Below are 15118 nucleotides of genomic sequence, written 5' to 3'. Positions count from 1 at the left end.
CTCCGTTGCTGCCGAAGGAACGCCCGCCGGCGTGGACCAGTTGCCCGGAAGGGCTGGCGGCATATTTCAACCACATGGTTGAATGACATCGTCAGACCAGATACGTTCAACCATATGGTTGAATTGAAAACCGGCGATCTCGATCGCATCTTTCACGCCCTGGCCGATCCCACAGCGTCGGCGAACTCGCCGAGCCGTTCGACATGTCCTTCGCCGCCGTCGCCAAGCACGTGAAGGTGCTGGAGGGAGCGGGCCTTCTGAAGCGGACGATCGAGGGGCGCACCCATCGCTGTCGCATCGAGGCCGGTCCGCTCGCCGAGGCCGACCGCTGGATCGCCTATTACCAGCGCTTCTGGACGGGGCGCCTCGACGCTCTCGAAACCGCATTGCTCAAGCACGCCCGAAAGAAGAGGAGCCGCGCATGATCGCCCCGACCAAGAACTACGGCCGTATCGTTGCACCCGCCGAGGTCCGTTTCGAACGCCTGCTACCCGGTCCGATCGAGACCGTCTGGGAATTCCTCACGGATTCCGGGAAGCGCGGCGAATGGCTGGCCTCAGGCCCCATGGACTTGAAAGTCGGCGGCAAGGCCCGGTTCACTTTTCGTCACACCGAACTCTCACCTCACAAGGCGCCTGCGCCCGCCAAGTACAGGGACATCGACGCCAAGCCTCCGACCAGCGAGCACACTATTACACGTATCGAAGCGCCCTATCTCCTGGCTTTCACCTGGTCGCCCGACTCCGAAGTCACCTTCGAACTGAATCCACAAGGTTCTCGGGTGCTTCTCACGGTCACGCATCGCAGGCTGGCAAGCCGCAACGAGATGGTCATGGTGAGCGGCGGTTGGCACACACATCTCGACATACTGGTCGAGCGGGCCAACGGGCGAACACCGCCTGCGTTCTGGTCGGTGTTCGGCGATATCGAGGGCGAATACGAGAAGCTCTACCCCAAACCGTGACTATTGATGGGCGATGTCCTTGTCGTACTGCGGCTCGTCCGTGAAGACGAGCAGGCGACGGGCATGGGTCTCGCGCTCCATGCAGCTCTTGTAGCCGGAGGTGGCGGGCGACAGGCCGTACTCGAGGCACGAATCCCGGGCGTTGGCAGTCACCCGCGCCATCGTATAGGCGATCTCGGGCTTGCCCCATTCGAGGGCGCGCGTGGCCTGGGACAGGCAATATTCATAGCCTTCGGTCCTGGAGGTGATGCCCTGCTCCCGGCAGATGCGCTCAGCCTGGCTCTGGGCCGAGGCGGGCGGGATCGGCGGGGCGAAGGTCACGATCCCCGCCATGAGGAACACGCTTCCCAGCGCCAGGCCGGCGTGCAGCTGGTTGCGGGTCATTGTTCGGCTCCCGTTGAGTTGGTTGCGATCAGGTACTGAACAAACGCCCTGAATCGCCAAGGGGTTGCTGATACAAACGATACAATCGTCTGTGCTTGCCCCTTTTCCGCCTCAATCGGACGCCGGTCAGTAGCTCTTCGGCAGTCCCAACACCCGCTCCGCCACGTAGCAGAGGACCAGCTGCTCGCTGACCGGCGCGATGCGCGCGATCATGACCTCGCGCAGGAAGCGCTCCACGTGGAACTCCTTGGCGTAACCGTAGCCGCCATGGGTCAGGATGGCGCGTTCGCAGGCATCGTAGGCGGAACGGGCACCGAGATACTTGGCCGAATTGGCCTCGGCGCCGCAGTCCTTGCCGTTGTCGTACAGCCAGGCCGCCTTGAAGGCGAGCAGGTTGGCCGCCTCGAGCTGCATCCAGCTCTCGGCCAACGGGTGCTGGATCGCCTGGTTCTTGCCGATCGGACGGCCGAACACGACCCTCTCCTTTGCATATTGCGTGGCACGGGCGAGCGCGGCCTTGCCGATGCCGATCGCTTCGGCGGCGATCAGGATGCGCTCGGGGTTCAGCCCGTGCAGCAGATAGTGGAAGCCCTTGCCCTCCTCGCCGATGCGATCCTCGAGCGGCACTTTCAGCCCGTCGATGAACACCTGGTTGGTGTCGATGGCCTTGCGGCCCATCTTCTCGATCTCGCGCACCTCGATCCTGCTGCGGTCGAAGTCGGTGTAGAACAGCGACAGCCCGTCGGTCGGCCGCTTGCACTTTTCCTTCGGCGTGGTGCGGGCGATCAGCAGCATCTTGTCGGCGACCTGCGCCGTCGTGGTCCAGGTCTTCTTGCCGTGGACAACGTAGCCGTTGCCGTCGCGCTCGGCCTTGGTCTCGAGCGCCGTGGTGTTAAGGCCGGCATCGGGCTCGGTGACGGCGAAGCAGCCCTTCACCTTGCCCTTGATGATGTCGGGCAGGATTCGCTTCTTCTGCTCCTCCGTACCGAACACCACGATCGGGTTGGGCCCGAACACGTTGAGATGGATCGCCGAGGCGCCCTGCAGGGCCGCGCCCGACTCGGCCACCGCCTGCATCATGATCGCCGCCTCGGTGATGCCGAGACCCGCGCCCCCGAACTCCTCGGGCATGGCGATACCCAGCCATCCGGCATCGGCCATCGTCCGGTAGAAATCCTCCGGGAAGCCGCCGTCCTTGTCCTTCTTCAGCCAGTATTTGTCGTCGAAGCCGGCGCACAGCTTGGCGACGCTGTCCTTGATGGCGAGCTGGTCTTCGGAGAAGGCGAAATCCATTGGTAGTGTCCTAACGATTGAGGCCGAGGAAGCTCATCATGAGCCGGTTGAACGGATCGGGCCGCTCGACGTTTGGCAGGTGGCGGGCCTTGGCGATGTCCTCGTAGCGCGCGCCGGGGATCTTCGACGCGATCAGCTTGTTGCGGTCGGGCGGCGTTGCCGGATCCTCGTCGCCGCAGATCACCAGGGTCGGGACCTTTATGGTGGGCAGCCGGTCGAGATAGTCGAAGTTCTGGATGGCGGCGGCGCAGCCCAGGAAGCCGGCGTCCGACGTGCCGCAGATCGTTGAATGGATCTCTTTCCACCGTGTCGGATTGGCCTCCTTGAATTCCGGCGTGAACCACCGCTCCATGTTGCTGTCGGCCAGCGCCTTGACGCCGCCCGCGCGGACCGCCGCCTTGCGCTGGTCCCACAGGCCGGCCGAATCGTCGGGCGAAGAGGGGTGCGTGTCGCACAGGGTCAGCGATTGCAGCCGCTCGGGGTAACTGAGCGCGAAACCCTGGCCGATCATGCCGCCGATCGACAGGCCGATGTAATGGACCTTCCAGATGCCCAGCACGTCGAGCGCGCCCTTCACGTCGCCCGCGAGCTGGTCCATCGTGTAGTCGCCTTCGACCGGCTGGCTGCCGCCATGTCCGCGCATGTCGAGACGCAACACGCGATAGCCAGCGGCAAGCAGCGGCACGAGCTGTTCGGTCCACATGCCGCCATCGGCCGCCAGCGAATGGGTGAAGCAGACCGTCGGCGCGTTCTGCGGCCCGGCCAGGTCGAAGTAGATCTTACGTCCGTCGAGATTGAGAAGCATGAGTGGGCCTCAACGTGTTGGCGCGAATTGTATGAAAAGCCAGTAAATCAACAGCAAGACATTAACGGCAGAAAAAACAAACATCGTGACGCGAACCCAGCGCGGCAGCCGCGCGTTTGCGGAAGCAGGCTCCATGATGCCCGTGCCATCGAGGGTGCGCCCCGGGAAGCCCTGGACTTCAATCGCATGATCCTCGAGTTGTGGAGCGTCTACTTCTTTCATGGCGGGTGGCGGCACAAGTGCCACCATCTCTGCGCGGGACGTCGGCTTTGGATCGACCAGTTCTCTGAGTGAGATCGGCTCGCCCGGCTTCATCGTCACATCGCCGAGATGCCGCCGTCGATGATCACTTCCGAGCCGGTCATGAAGCTCGATTCGTCGGAAGCGAGGAAGACAAGGGCCCAACCCACTTCCTCAGGGCGGCCGAGGCGGCCGATCGGGACCTGCTTGCCGAGCTTCTGCTGCATCAGGTCCTGGCCGAAGCGGTCGCGATACTTGTCGAGGATCGGTGTGTCGATGAAGGTCGGGTGCACCGAATTGCAGCGGATGTTGTAGCCGGACTTGGCGCAGTGCAGCGCAACCGACTTGCTGAGCAGGCGAACGCCGGCCTTGGCCGAATTGTAGGCCGCCATGTTGGCGCCGGCGATGATGCCCGAGATCGACGAGATGTTGATAACCGAGCCGCCGAGGCGGGCCGTGTGCTTCTTGATCTCGGCGACGCCGTGCTTGCAGCCCAGGAACACGCCGTCGAGGTCGATTGCGTGGACCTTGCGCCATTCCGCGAGCTCGATCTCCTCGACCGTCTTGCTGAGGCCGATGCCGGCCGAATTCAGCAGCACGTGGAGGGCGCCGAACTTGTCGACGGTCTCCTGGATGGCGGCCTTCCAGTTGTCCTCGCTGGTCACGTCGAGCTTCACGAAATGGCCGGCGGAGCCCAACCGGTCGGCGACCGCCTTGCCGCGATCGGCCGCGACATCGGCGATGACTACCTTGGCGCCTTCCTTGGCCATCAGTTCGGCGGCATTGGCGCCGAGGCCCGAGGCGCCGCCGGTGATGAGCGCAACCTTGCCGGCCAGACGATCCGTCATTTCTTCTTTCCTCCCGCGGCCCCCGCTCTTGCCTCGCGGTGGGCGATGTAGGTCGTGGAGGCCACGATGATGGCGGCGCCCACGAAGGTCCAGATGTCCGAGGTCTTGCCCCAGACCGCCACGTCCATCAAGGCGGCCCAGACGATGCCGAGAAAGGTGATGGACTGCAGGGCGGAAATGTCGAGCAGGCGATAGGCCCAGGTGATGAAGAAGTAGCCCATCGTCCCGAAGAAGCCCGCCGCCAGGAACAGCAGGAGCTGGTCGGGGGTCGGTGTCTGCCAGAACCACAGGCCGAGCGGCGTGAAGCAGATCGCGCCGATCACGCTCTGCCACAGCACGACAACGGCCGGTTTGTCGCGGCCCGACACGACCTTGGCCACGAGGTTGGAGCCGGCGATCAGCGGCACGGCGCAGAGCATCATGACGATGCCGGGGTTCACGGTGACGAGGCCCGGCCGCACGATGATCAGCATGCCGGCGAAGCCGATGCCGACCGCCAGCCAGCGCCGCCAGTGCACGGTCTCGCGCAGGAAGATGACGGCGCCCAGGGTGACGAAGATCGGCCCGGTGAAGCCCAGCGCCGCCATGGTGGCGAGCGGCAGCCAGACCACGGCCTCGTACCACAGCGCATAGCCCGACGTGTGGAAGACGCCGCGGAAGCAGTGGAGCTTCAGGTCCTGGGTCTTCATGCCGGCGAGGCCGGCCCGCCAGAAGAGGTAGGGCGCGATCAGCGCGACGCCGGCCACCCACCGGCCCCAGGCGACGTAGAGCGGCGGCATCTCGCTCGCCAGCTCCTTCACCGAAGCGTTCAGAAAGTTGAAGAAGAGGCCCGATAGCACGGCCAGGAAGAAGCCGCGCGCCGTACGCGACGGGATCAGGCGGGACAGCGTATCGTTTGTGTCGATGGCGGGTGCGGACATTCGCAGGCAGAGGAGGCCGAGATGCGACTCCGGTCAAGGCACTGCTTTCGCAGGTCAGCCCCTCAAGGAACTAATCCAATGTCACCTTGTATCGGCTCACGGCGACCAGCGAGACGATCAGCAGCATGGCGAGGAGGGCGGCGAGTTCGGTCGAGATGTCGTCGAAGCCCGCACCCTTCAGCATGACTCCGCGGACCACCCGCATGAAATGAGTGGCGGGCAGCGCCTCGCCGATCCATTGAGCCCAGACGGGCATGCCGCGGAAGGGGAACATGAAGCCGGAGAGCAGGATCGACGGCAGCATCATGAAGAAGGATGCCTGCATGGCCTGCAGCTGGTTCTGCGTCAGCGTCGAGATGGTGAAGCCGATGGCGAGGTTCACGGTGATGAACAGCGCCGTGCCGGTCGCCAGCAGGAACACGCTGCCCTGGATGGCGACGTCGAACAGTACCCGCGAAACCAGCAGGATGACGGTCACCTGCACGGCACCGATGACGATATAGGGCATGATCTTGCCGATCATGACCTCGACCGGCCGTACCGGCATGGCGAGCAGGTTCTCCATGGTGCCGCGCTCGCGTTCCCGAGTGACGGCGAGTGCCGTCATCATCACCATGGTCATGGTGAGGATCACCGCCAGCAGGCCGGGCACGATGTTGAGCCGCGACTTGCCTTCCGGATTGTAGCGGCGCTGCACCACCACCTCGACGGAATCGGGCTTGTCGCGCAGGCCGGCCAGCGGTCCCACGAAATCGCGGGCGAGCGCCTGGGCGATCGACGGCCCGGCCGCGGCCAGCGGGTTGGCGGCCGCCATCGGATCGGTGGCATCGGCGTCGATCAGGATCTGCGCCCGCTCACCGCGCACCAGGCGGCGCGTGAAATCGGACGGGATGGTGACCACGAACTGCACCTCGCCCCGCTGTAGCAGCGCGTTGGCCTCCTCTTCGCTCGAGGGATGATGCGTGAAGCGCATGTAACCGGTGTTGTTAAGCGCCGACAGCACGGTGCGTGTGATCTGACTCTGGTCGGCCGAGATGACGGCGGTCGGAAGATGATGCGGGTCGGCGTCGATGGCATAGCCGAACAGCAGGAGCTGGACGATCGGCATGCCGAACATCATGGCAAAGGTCAGTCTGTCGCGCCGAAGCTGCAGCACCTCCTTCACGATCATGGCCCCGAGCCGCCGCAGGAAGCCGCGGCGCGTCTGGAACCAGCGCATCACCAACCTCTCGCAGTCAGGACTCCTCTCCGCCACGAAGTGGGGGAGAGGAAGGGGCCCATTGCGAAGCAATGGGAAGGTGAGGTGGTGTCGATGGCAGGCGAGACCGTCGGATGGAAGCGACGGCGTTTGACCCACCTCACCCTCCCCACGCTACGCGTGGGTCCCCTCCCTCTCCCCCCGCCGCGCGGGCGGAGAGGGCGTATTGAGACATTACGCGCCCGGTGCATTGTCGCGCGCCCGTCCCATCAGGTGGATGAAGATGTCTTCCAGGGTCGGTTCGGATTCTTCCCAGACGATGCCGGGATCGCCGCGATACGGCGCGATTGCCTTTTCCAGCGCCGTGCGGTCGGGGCCGCAGACATGGAGCGTCGTGCCGAAGGCCGCGGCGGCGCTGACGCCGGGCGCGTCGCGGAGCTTTGCGGCCAGCCGGTCGGCGCCGGGGCCGGTCGCGATGAAGGCGAAAAGACCGGATTGGCGGATGATCTCCTCGGCCGTGCCGCGCGCCATCAGTTCGCCATAGGCGATGTAGGCGATCTCGTGACAGCGTTCGGCCTCGTCCATGTAATGGGTCGAGACCAGAACGGTGATACCGTCGGCGGCGTAGGAATGGATTTCGTCCCAGAAGGCGCGGCGGGCTTTGGGGTCAACACCGGCCGTCGGCTCGTCCAGCAGCAGCAGCTTGGGCTCGTGCAGCACGCAGGCGGCAAGTGCCAGGCGCTGCTTCCAGCCGCCCGACAGCGAGCCCGCGAGCTGGCCCTGGCGCGTCGTGAGGCCGAGCCGCTCCAGCGATTGGTCGACTCGCTCCTTCAGCCGATCGAGTCCGTAGACGCGACCGACGAATTCGAGGTTCTCGCGAATCGTCAGATCCTCATAGAGGCCGAAGCGCTGCGTCATGTAGCCGGTCCGGCGCTTGATCGCCTCGCGGTCACGCACGAGGTCGTGGCCGAGGCAGGTGCCGCCGCCGCCGTCCGGCGTGAGCAGGCCGCAGATCATGCGCAAGGTGGTGGTCTTGCCCGAGCCGTTCGGCCCGAGGAAGCCGCAGATCCGGCCTGTCTCGACGGCGAGGCTGAACTTGTCGACGACCGTGCGCGTGCCGTAGCGCTTCACCAGGTCGTGGACGTCGATCGCCAGAGTCATTGCGACGGCCCGAAGGGCTCGACCGAGACCGGCAATCCCGGCGGCAACGGTGTGCTCACGTTCAGGGGACGTGCCTCGACCAGGAAGACGAGCTTGGTCCGCGCGCTCTGGGAGTAGATCACCGGGGGGGTATATTCGGCACGCGGCGAGACGTAGATGATCGTGGCCTTGAGGCCGGCGGGGCAGGAGTCGCAGGTGAAGGCGACTTCGCGGCCGGTGCGAGCACGGGCCACGTCCTCCTCCGGGACGAAGAAGCGCAGCTTCACGCGGAAGTCCGGCAGCAGCGACACGACGGGCGAACCCGCGGGCACCCATTCGCCGACATTGTAGAAGGTGTTCTCGACCAGCGCGTCCTCGGGCGCGAGCGGCATCAGGTCGTCGAGACGCTTCTTCGCCTGCGCGAGATTGGCCTGACTCTGCTCGATCAGGGCGGCGGCCGCGGCGATCTCGCTCTGTCGCGCGGCGAGATCGCCGACGCGTTCCTGCGCCTCCAGCGAGGCTGCGCGCGACTTGAGTTGGCGCACCTGCGAGTCGGCCTGTTCGAAAGCCTGGTGGGTCGAGATGTTACGCGCCACCAGCTCGGTCTGGCGCTTCAGTTCTGCCTCGGCCTGCACGAGCGCCGCCTCGATCTCGCGGCGCTGGGCGCGGATCACGTCCTGTTCCTCCTGCCGCTTGCCGGTCAGCAGGTTCTCGTGCCGCGCCCTGGCTTCCGCGAGCATCGCCTCGGCGCGCGCGACCTCGGCTTTGGCGGCAATGGGATCGATGACGAACAGCCGGTCGCCCTTCTTCACCCTGCTGCCGCGCTCGACGGTCCGCTCGATCAGCCGTCCGGCGGTCGGCGGAGCGATCAGGCTGGTTTCGCCTTCGACATAGCCGAGATAGCGCCCGTCGTCGGTGCCGATTCCGGCCAGGGCGAGCAGCCGGTCCCCCCAGACGACGTAGGAGACGAGAAGCGCCGCGGCGAGAGCCGCGATGCCGACAAGCGGCGCCCGCTTCATGCCGCTTCTCCCGCCACGGGTCGAAGCGCGTGGAGCATCAGGTCGGCGTGATGCCGCGCCAGTGCCTGCACATCGAGCGTCTCGGCGCCGATCGGTTCGAAGACGGTGCGCCACAACATGGCGAGCAGCATCGGTCCCATCATCGAGCGCACGGTCATGAAGGCGTCGACCTTGCGGAACTCTCCCTGGTCGACGCCGCGCCGGATCAGGCCCTCCATCAACGGAAGGCCGCGGCCGATCACTTCCTTCAGGTAGAACTGGCCGATCTCGGGGAAGGCGCGCGACTCCGAAATGACCAGCTTGGCGACCGAGGCCATCGGCGATGTCTCGATCCGCAGCGCCATGAATTCGAGGATGCGCGACAGCAGCGGTGCCACGGGTCCGCGATGGCCCGCGAGCATGGCCTCCACCTGACCGAGATTGCTGGCGACCGCGTGCTGGACAACGCCTTTGAACAGGGCGGTCTTGTCCTCGAAGTAAAGATAGATCGCGGCCTTGGAGAGACCGGCCCGCCGGGCCACGTCGTCGAGGCGCGTGCCGGCGAACCCCGTTTCGACGAACTGGGCGAGGGCCGCATCGATGATTTCCTGTGGCCGCGCGGCGGGAGCGCGACGCTGCTTGGGCGCTTTCATATAACTAACTTACTGGTCAGTTATTTAATATGCAAGATGGATGCGAACCGTCAAAGAGAAGGCCTACACTTGGTTCCGGAGGTCGCCATGGACACAGTGATCGAGACCGCGTCGCGCCGCCGGACCCTGTCGGGCAAGCCGGCGACGCCCATCCTGTTCGCGCACTTCGTGCTGCGCTCCTCGAACGTGCAGCCGATGATCGACTGGTACTCGGCGGTGCTGAACATGCACATCGTGCAGCGCACCGAATACATCTGCTTCCTGACCTACGACGACGAGCATCATCGGCTGGGCATCGTGAACCTGGCGGGGTTGAAGGCGCCCGATGCCAAGACCTCGGGTCTGGCGCATGTCGCCTATACCTTCGCCGACATCGGCGCGCTGCTCTCGACCTATCGCCGCGTCAAGGCGCTGGGTATCGAGCCGTCGCGCTGCATCCATCACGGGCCGACCGTGTCGATCTACTACCGCGATCCGGACGGCAACGGCGTCGAGTTGCAGGTCGACCGCTACGCGACCAAGGAGGCGACGGCGGCCTACTTCCAGACCGAGGCTTTCAGGAAGAATCCGATCGGCGTCGCCTTCGATCCGGAAGTGCTGGTGAAAGCCTACGAGGCCGGCGCGCCGGAAAGCGAGCTGCTCGACATGCCCGATGGTCCGCCGGCCGCGCCGCAGTCGGCGCCGGGCAGGAGCTAGAAGAGCCAGATCAGGGTTGAACCGCCGATGAGGCCGATGGCGACGGCCGTACCGACCATGACCTTGATGGAAGGGCGGTAGGTCTCGTCGTCGATCGTCCTGCCGACATGGAGGTAATGCCAGGTCGAGCCGACCAGCATGACGATGCCCAGGATCACGAGGCCGATGCCGAGCTTCTCGACGTGGCGGTTGGCGAGGTCGCGCACGGTCGGCACGACCTGATGCATCTCCATGAGGAAGAGCGCGAAGCGGTTGATGGCTACGCCCAGCGTCATCACCGCGATCGACGTCCGGATCCAGGCGAGGAACGTGCGCTCGTTGGCCAGGTGATCGGTGACGTGCGGGCTCTTCTTCGGACTTTCCACGGCGTGTCTCCTGCAAAGAAAAAGGCGCGATCCCGGGGGATCGCGCCTCGTTCCGTCCCGGTACCGGGACTTAGTTGTACTTGGCGATCTCGAGACGGCCAACCTGGTCGCGATGGACCTCGTCCGGACCGTCGGCCAGGCGCAGGGTACGCTGGTGGGCATACATGCTGGCCAGCTTGAACACCTGGCTGACGCCGCCGGCGCCATGCAGCTGCAGGCAGCGGTCGACGACCTTCGAGGTGATGTTCGGCACCGCCACCTTGATCATCGCGATCTGCTGGCGGGCTTCCTTGTTGCCGAACTTGTCCATTGCCCAGGCGGCCTTGAGGACCAGCAGCCGGGCCATGTCGATCTCCATGCGCATGTCGGCGACATGAGCCTTGGTCACGCCCATCTCCGAGATGCGCTGGCCGAAGGCGACGCGGCTCTTGGCGCGCTTGATCGCCATTTCGAGCGCCCGCTCGGCGACGCCGATGGCGCGCATGCAGTGATGGATGCGTCCCGGTCCGAGGCGGCCCTGGGCGATCTCGAAGCCGCGGCCCTCGCCCAGCAGGATCGCCGACTTCGGCACGCGCACGTTGTCGTAGACCACTTCGGCATGGCCGTGCGGGGCGTCGTCATAGCCGAACACGTGCAGCATCTTCACGATCTTGATGCCGGGCGTGTCGCGCGGCACGACGATCATCGACTGCTGGCGGTAGGCCGGCGCGCTGGGGTCGCTCTTGCCCATCAGGATGATGACCTTGCAGCGCGGGTCGCCCATGCCCGACGACCACCACTTGCGGCCGTTGATGACATAGTCGTTGCCGTCCGACTCGATGCGGCACTCGACGTTGCGCGCGTCGGACGAGGCGACCGCGGGCTCGGTCATGGCGAAGCAGGAGCGGATCTCGCCGTTCAGCAGTGGCTTCAGCCATTTCTCCTTGTGCTCCGCCGTTCCGTAGCGGGCGAACACTTCCATGTTGCCGGTGTCCGGCGCCGAGCAGTTCACGGCCTCGGAAGCGATCGACGAACGGCCGAGCACCTCGCAGATCGGGGCGTAGTCGAGGTTGCTGAGGCCCATCGTGCCGTGCGTGTCGCCGCTCTCGCGGTCGGCCGGCAGGAACATGTTCCACAGCCCGCGCTTCTTCGCCTCGGCCTTGCACTCCTCGATGATCGGCGGGAGCTGCCAGCGATCCTTGGCCTTCTCCATCTGCTCTTCGTAGATGGGCTCGGCCGGATAGATGACCTCGTCCATGAATTTGTTGAGTTTCTCGAGCAGCGCCTTGCTGCGATCCGAGTATTCGAAGTCCATCACTCTCTCCCTTTGTGCTGCGGCGGACTCTGGCCGAAAACCGCTACGATGTGAACGGGCATTCAGGTCGCATGCCGGTTTCGACTCGCGGTCGAGCTAGGCTTCCCCGGCGTCGGCCCTCGACGGCAGCCGCAACGGCTTGAGGACGGCCAGGGCGAGGAAGGCGGCGAGCAGGTTGAACAGCGCCGCGGCCAGGAAGACGTCACGCCAGCTTCCGGTTTCGACGACCCAGAAGCTCGCCAGCGGGATCAGCAGCGAGGCCACGCCCTTGGCGGTATAGAGAAGGGCGGCGTTGGTGGTGGCGTACTTCGTGCCGAACGCGTCGGTGCAAATGGTCGGAAAGAGGCTGGCCGTCTCGCCCCAGGCGAAGAAGGCGAGGCCACCCAGAATCACGAATAGCAGCGGATCCTGACCATATATCCAGAGCGCCCAGATGCCGGCTCCCTCCAGGAGGAAGGCGATGAACAGGGTGTTCTCGCGACCGATATGGTCGGATATCCAGCCGCACAGGGGCCGGGTCACGCCGTTCATGACGCGGTCGAGCGTGATGGCGAAGGTGAGCGCGGGCAAGGTCAGGCCGAGCAGGTTGACCGGAACGTCGGCGACCTTGAAGTCGCGTGCGATGGGCGCGATCTGCGCCGTCGCCATGAGGCCACCCGAGTAGACCAGGATGAACATGAAGTAGAGCAGCCAGAAGATCCGGGACCGCAGCATCTCGGTCGGTGCGAAGTCGCGGGGCGTCTGGAGGAGGCGCACGGCCGGCGCCACAGCCTGCCCGTGCGGCGGTGCCCGCAGTGCCCAGGCCGTGACCAGCACGATCAGGCCCTGAACTAGGCCAAACCAGAGGAAGGCCGCCTCGTAGCCGCGTGCGGCGATCACGTCCTGGATCGGGATGATGCTGAGCGCCGAGCCCGCGCCGAACCCCGCGACCGTGAAGCCGACCGCGAGGCCGCGGCGGTCGGGAAACCAGCGGACCGCATTGCCGACGCAGGTCCCGTACACCGCCCCGGCGCCGATCCCGCCCAGCGCCGCGGCGACGTAGAGCAGGAACAGCGAATCGGCCACCGAGTTCAGGGACCAGGCTGCGGCCACCAGCACGCCGCCGGCCACCACGACGTATTTCGGGCCGAAACGGTCGACGACCCAGCCTTCGAACGGCACCAGCCAGGTCTCGGCGATGACGAAGACGGCGAAGGCGGTCTGGATGCTGGAAAGGCTCCAGCCGTACCGGTCGTGGAGGGGATGGACGAAGAGCGTCCAGCCATATTGCAGGTTGGCGACCGCGACCATGCAGAGAAGGCCGGCGCACAATTGCAGCCAGCGGCCTGCAGGCGGTGCTGGCGCCGATTCTGGCACCGACGAATTGCCGAGCGACACTTTGCAAACGCTCCCTTGCACCGCGATGGTTCCCGTCCCTAAATCGCCTCGACAGGACAAGCGCCGGGGAGAACGTCGTTGGACAGTGTAATGCAGGTTCCGTTCAAGCCCATCGAATTCCTCAGTCGTGACATCACGGTCGAGCGCCGTCCCGACGGGACCGTGGTGCTGCAATCCAACCACCCCCTGCAACCCCATGCCCGCCACGTTCCGGCGCTGCTCGCCAAATGGGCCGCCGAGGTCCCGGATCGTCTGTGGCTGGCGCAGCGCCGCGGGCCGGCGCGGGAGTGGTTGAAGGTCACCTATGGCGAGGCCAAGAAGCAGGTCGATTCGGTGACGCAGGCGCTGCTCGACCGCGGCTTCGGTCCCGACAGGCCGGTGATGATCCTGTCGTCCAACTCCATCGAGTTCGCGTTGCTCACCATGGCCGCCATGCAGGCCCGCGCCCCGGTCGCGCCGGTATCGCCGGCCTATTCGGTGATGAGCCAGGACCACGCCAAGCTGAAATACGTCTTCGACCTGATCAAGCCCGGCCTGATCTTCGTGCAGAACGGAGAAATCTATGCGCGCGCCCTGGCGGCGCTCGACCTCAAGGGCGTGCTGCTGGTCCATGTCGACAAGCCGCCGCCTCAAATGCAGTCGCTGCCGTGGACAGAGCTTGTGGCCACAAAGGCAACCGACGCAGTGGCGAAATCCATCGAGGCCATCGAACCGAAGACGGTTGGAAAATTCCTGTTCACCTCGGGCAGCACCGGGATTCCGAAGGCGGTGATCAACACGCAGGAGATGATGTGCGCCAACGTCGCCATGATGAGCATGTCGAGGGTGCGCAAGCCGGATGCCCCCGCGCCGGTCATGCTCGACTGGCTGCCGTGGAACCACACGATGGGCGGCAATGCGACCTTTCAGGGCAACCTGAACGAGGGCGGCACGACTTTTATCGACGACGGCAAGCCGCTACCCGGCCTGTTCGAGGAGACGCTGCGCAACCTGCGCGAGGTTTCACCCACGTCGTTCTCCAACGTGCCGGCCGGCTACGCGATGCTCGCGACGGCACTGGAGAAGGACGAGAGCCTCGCCAGGCGCTTCTTCGCCAACATCAGCGTGCTGTCCTATGGCGGCGCCGCCCTGCCGGACGATCTCTACGAACGCATGGAGGCGCTGGCGGTGAAGCATACCGGCTATCGCATCCCCTTCGTCACCGGCTGGGGATCGACCGAGACTGCGCCGACGGCGACGAGTGTGCACTGGGCCTCCGAACGCGTCGGTCTGATCGGCCTGCCCTATCCCGGCGTGCAACTCAAGATGGCGCCGACCGCAGCGGCGGGCCGCTACGAGCTACGGCTGAAGAGCGTGATCGTGACTCCGGGCTACTACAAGCAACCCGAACTCACGGCCCAGATGTTCGACGAGGAGGGTTTCTACAAGATCGGCGATGCCGGCCGCTTCGTCGATCCGGAGGATCCGAGCCAGGGAATCATCTTCGACGGCCGCGTGGTCGAGGATTTCAAGCTGACCAGCGGCACCTTCGTGCTGGTCGGCACCCTGCGCACGACCGCCATCGCCGCCGCCTCGCCCGTGTTGCAGGACGCCGTGGTCTGCGGGCAGGACCGTGAGTATGTGGGCCTGCTGGGCTTTCCCAACGTCGCGGCCTGCCGGCAGCTCGCCGGTGACAGCGGTGCGCAGCTCCCACTCGATGAATTGCTGGCGCACCCCGCCATCGTCGGTACAGTGAGGGAAGGCCTCGCGAAGATGAATGCGGAAGGCCGTGGCTCGTCGATGCGGGTGAAGCGCGTCCTGCTCATGACCGAACCGCCCCAGGTCGACGGCCAGGAAATCACCGACAAGGGCTACATCAACCAGCGGGCCACGCTCGAGCGCCGCAAGGCACTGGTCGACAAGCTCTATGCCGGCGGCGAGGGCGTGATCGAAGTGGCCTAGAC

17 protein-coding genes are annotated in these 15118 nt (G+C 65.4%); 4 read left to right on the top strand and 13 right to left on the bottom strand.

Annotation, left to right across the window (positions count from 1 at the left end; all coding sequences use genetic code 11):
* The first annotated feature begins 122 nt into the window (after positions 1 to 122).
* The gene (locus tag EPO41_RS00835) at positions 123 to 425 is read left to right on the top strand and encodes a helix-turn-helix domain-containing protein (RefSeq protein ID WP_363246940.1); all 303 of its coding nucleotides are present in this window, start codon (positions 123 to 125) and stop codon (positions 423 to 425) included.
* The gene (locus EPO41_RS00830; protein ID WP_296319249.1) at positions 422 to 964 is read left to right on the top strand and encodes an SRPBCC family protein; all 543 of its coding nucleotides are present in this window, start codon (positions 422 to 424) and stop codon (positions 962 to 964) included. Before EPO41_RS00835 ends, EPO41_RS00830 begins: the two co-directional genes overlap by 4 nt.
* Here the strand turns inward: EPO41_RS00830 and EPO41_RS00825 are convergent, their stop codons facing one another.
* The 10 genes from EPO41_RS00825 to EPO41_RS00780 all read right to left on the bottom strand — a co-directional run bounded on the left by EPO41_RS00825 (position 965) and on the right by EPO41_RS00780 (position 9443).
* Positions 965 to 1348 carry a hypothetical protein gene (locus EPO41_RS00825; RefSeq protein WP_296319247.1) on the bottom strand — a complete coding sequence of 128 codons (384 nt, stop codon included), beginning with the start codon at positions 1346 to 1348 and terminating at the stop codon, positions 965 to 967. It abuts the gene before it with no gap.
* Between the two features lie 126 nt (positions 1349 to 1474).
* Positions 1475 to 2641: an acyl-CoA dehydrogenase family protein gene (locus EPO41_RS00820; RefSeq protein WP_296319245.1), complete on the bottom strand. Its 1167-nt coding sequence runs from the start codon at positions 2639 to 2641 to the stop codon at positions 1475 to 1477.
* Between the two features lie 10 nt (positions 2642 to 2651).
* Entirely contained in the window at positions 2652 to 3446 is a 795-nt protein-coding gene (gene pcaD / locus EPO41_RS00815; RefSeq protein ID WP_296319243.1) for a 3-oxoadipate enol-lactonase, read from the bottom strand.
* Between the two features lie 9 nt (positions 3447 to 3455).
* Positions 3456 to 3767 (bottom strand): hypothetical protein, encoded by a 312-nt coding sequence (locus EPO41_RS00810; protein WP_296319241.1) that lies wholly within the window; start codon positions 3765 to 3767, stop codon positions 3456 to 3458.
* Positions 3764 to 4534 (bottom strand): SDR family oxidoreductase, encoded by a 771-nt coding sequence (locus EPO41_RS00805; RefSeq protein ID WP_296319239.1) that lies wholly within the window; start codon positions 4532 to 4534, stop codon positions 3764 to 3766. Before EPO41_RS00805 ends, EPO41_RS00810 begins: the two co-directional genes overlap by 4 nt.
* Positions 4531 to 5454: a DMT family transporter gene (locus EPO41_RS00800; protein ID WP_296319237.1), complete on the bottom strand. Its 924-nt coding sequence runs from the start codon at positions 5452 to 5454 to the stop codon at positions 4531 to 4533. Before EPO41_RS00800 ends, EPO41_RS00805 begins: the two co-directional genes overlap by 4 nt.
* A gap of 70 nt (positions 5455 to 5524) precedes the next feature.
* On the bottom strand, positions 5525 to 6673 hold the full coding sequence (locus tag EPO41_RS00795; RefSeq protein ID WP_296319539.1) for an ABC transporter permease: 1149 nt from the start codon (positions 6671 to 6673) through the stop codon (positions 5525 to 5527).
* Between the two features lie 213 nt (positions 6674 to 6886).
* Entirely contained in the window at positions 6887 to 7813 is a 927-nt protein-coding gene (locus EPO41_RS00790; RefSeq protein WP_296319235.1) for an ABC transporter ATP-binding protein, read from the bottom strand.
* Positions 7810 to 8811, bottom strand: a complete 1002-nt coding sequence (locus tag EPO41_RS00785) for an HlyD family efflux transporter periplasmic adaptor subunit (RefSeq protein WP_296319234.1) — start codon at positions 8809 to 8811, stop codon at positions 7810 to 7812. Before EPO41_RS00785 ends, EPO41_RS00790 begins: the two co-directional genes overlap by 4 nt.
* Positions 8808 to 9443, bottom strand: coding sequence for a TetR/AcrR family transcriptional regulator (locus EPO41_RS00780; protein ID WP_296319231.1), 636 nt, complete (start codon positions 9441 to 9443; stop codon positions 8808 to 8810). Before EPO41_RS00780 ends, EPO41_RS00785 begins: the two co-directional genes overlap by 4 nt.
* 87 nt (positions 9444 to 9530) lie before the next feature.
* Between EPO41_RS00780 and EPO41_RS00775 the strand changes: the two genes are divergently transcribed.
* Complete coding sequence (locus tag EPO41_RS00775) at positions 9531 to 10139, top strand: VOC family protein (protein WP_296319229.1); 609 nt, start codon at positions 9531 to 9533, stop codon at positions 10137 to 10139.
* Here EPO41_RS00775 and EPO41_RS00770 read toward each other — a convergent pair.
* The 3 genes from EPO41_RS00770 to oxlT all read right to left on the bottom strand — a co-directional run bounded on the left by EPO41_RS00770 (position 10136) and on the right by oxlT (position 13175).
* Positions 10136 to 10504, bottom strand: coding sequence for a DUF202 domain-containing protein (locus tag EPO41_RS00770; protein WP_296319227.1), 369 nt, complete (start codon positions 10502 to 10504; stop codon positions 10136 to 10138). The two genes, EPO41_RS00775 and EPO41_RS00770, sit on opposite strands and share 4 nt — an antisense overlap.
* Before the next feature lie 70 nt (positions 10505 to 10574).
* The gene (locus EPO41_RS00765) at positions 10575 to 11798 is read right to left on the bottom strand and encodes an acyl-CoA dehydrogenase family protein (RefSeq protein ID WP_296319226.1); all 1224 of its coding nucleotides are present in this window, start codon (positions 11796 to 11798) and stop codon (positions 10575 to 10577) included.
* Between the two features lie 96 nt (positions 11799 to 11894).
* Positions 11895 to 13175: an oxalate/formate MFS antiporter gene (gene oxlT, locus EPO41_RS00760; protein ID WP_296319224.1), complete on the bottom strand. Its 1281-nt coding sequence runs from the start codon at positions 13173 to 13175 to the stop codon at positions 11895 to 11897.
* Between the two features lie 78 nt (positions 13176 to 13253).
* Here oxlT and EPO41_RS00755 point away from each other — a divergent pair, with 78 nt between their 5' ends.
* Positions 13254 to 15116, top strand: a complete 1863-nt coding sequence (locus EPO41_RS00755) for an AMP-binding protein (protein ID WP_296319222.1) — start codon at positions 13254 to 13256, stop codon at positions 15114 to 15116.
* Positions 15117 to 15118: the final 2 nt, after the last annotated feature.

This window comes from Reyranella sp. (assembly GCF_004297265.1).
Lineage (GTDB): Bacteria > Pseudomonadota > Alphaproteobacteria > Reyranellales > Reyranellaceae > Reyranella.
Note: the sequence above shows the minus strand (reverse complement) of the source record. Positions and strands in the feature narration are given on the sequence as shown.

Excerpts from the sequence above, each read along its gene's own strand:
- EPO41_RS00830 (WP_296319249.1), top strand. The coding sequence starts at position 422 with ATGATCGCCCCGACCAAGAACTACGGCCGTATCGTTGCACCCGCCGAG.
- EPO41_RS00825 (WP_296319247.1), bottom strand. The coding sequence starts at position 1,348 with ATGACCCGCAACCAGCTGCACGCCGGCCTGGCGCTGGGAAGCGTGTTC.
- EPO41_RS00820 (WP_296319245.1), bottom strand. The coding sequence starts at position 2,641 with ATGGATTTCGCCTTCTCCGAAGACCAGCTCGCCATCAAGGACAGCGTC.
- pcaD (WP_296319243.1), bottom strand. The coding sequence starts at position 3,446 with ATGCTTCTCAATCTCGACGGACGTAAGATCTACTTCGACCTGGCCGGG.
- EPO41_RS00805 (WP_296319239.1), bottom strand. The coding sequence starts at position 4,534 with ATGACGGATCGTCTGGCCGGCAAGGTTGCGCTCATCACCGGCGGCGCC.
- EPO41_RS00800 (WP_296319237.1), bottom strand. The coding sequence starts at position 5,454 with ATGTCCGCACCCGCCATCGACACAAACGATACGCTGTCCCGCCTGATC.
- EPO41_RS00795 (WP_296319539.1), bottom strand. The coding sequence starts at position 6,673 with ATGCGCTGGTTCCAGACGCGCCGCGGCTTCCTGCGGCGGCTCGGGGCC.
- EPO41_RS00790 (WP_296319235.1), bottom strand. The coding sequence starts at position 7,813 with ATGACTCTGGCGATCGACGTCCACGACCTGGTGAAGCGCTACGGCACG.
- EPO41_RS00785 (WP_296319234.1), bottom strand. The coding sequence starts at position 8,811 with ATGAAGCGGGCGCCGCTTGTCGGCATCGCGGCTCTCGCCGCGGCGCTT.
- EPO41_RS00780 (WP_296319231.1), bottom strand. The coding sequence starts at position 9,443 with ATGAAAGCGCCCAAGCAGCGTCGCGCTCCCGCCGCGCGGCCACAGGAA.
- EPO41_RS00775 (WP_296319229.1), top strand. The coding sequence starts at position 9,531 with ATGGACACAGTGATCGAGACCGCGTCGCGCCGCCGGACCCTGTCGGGC.
- EPO41_RS00765 (WP_296319226.1), bottom strand. The coding sequence starts at position 11,798 with ATGGACTTCGAATACTCGGATCGCAGCAAGGCGCTGCTCGAGAAACTC.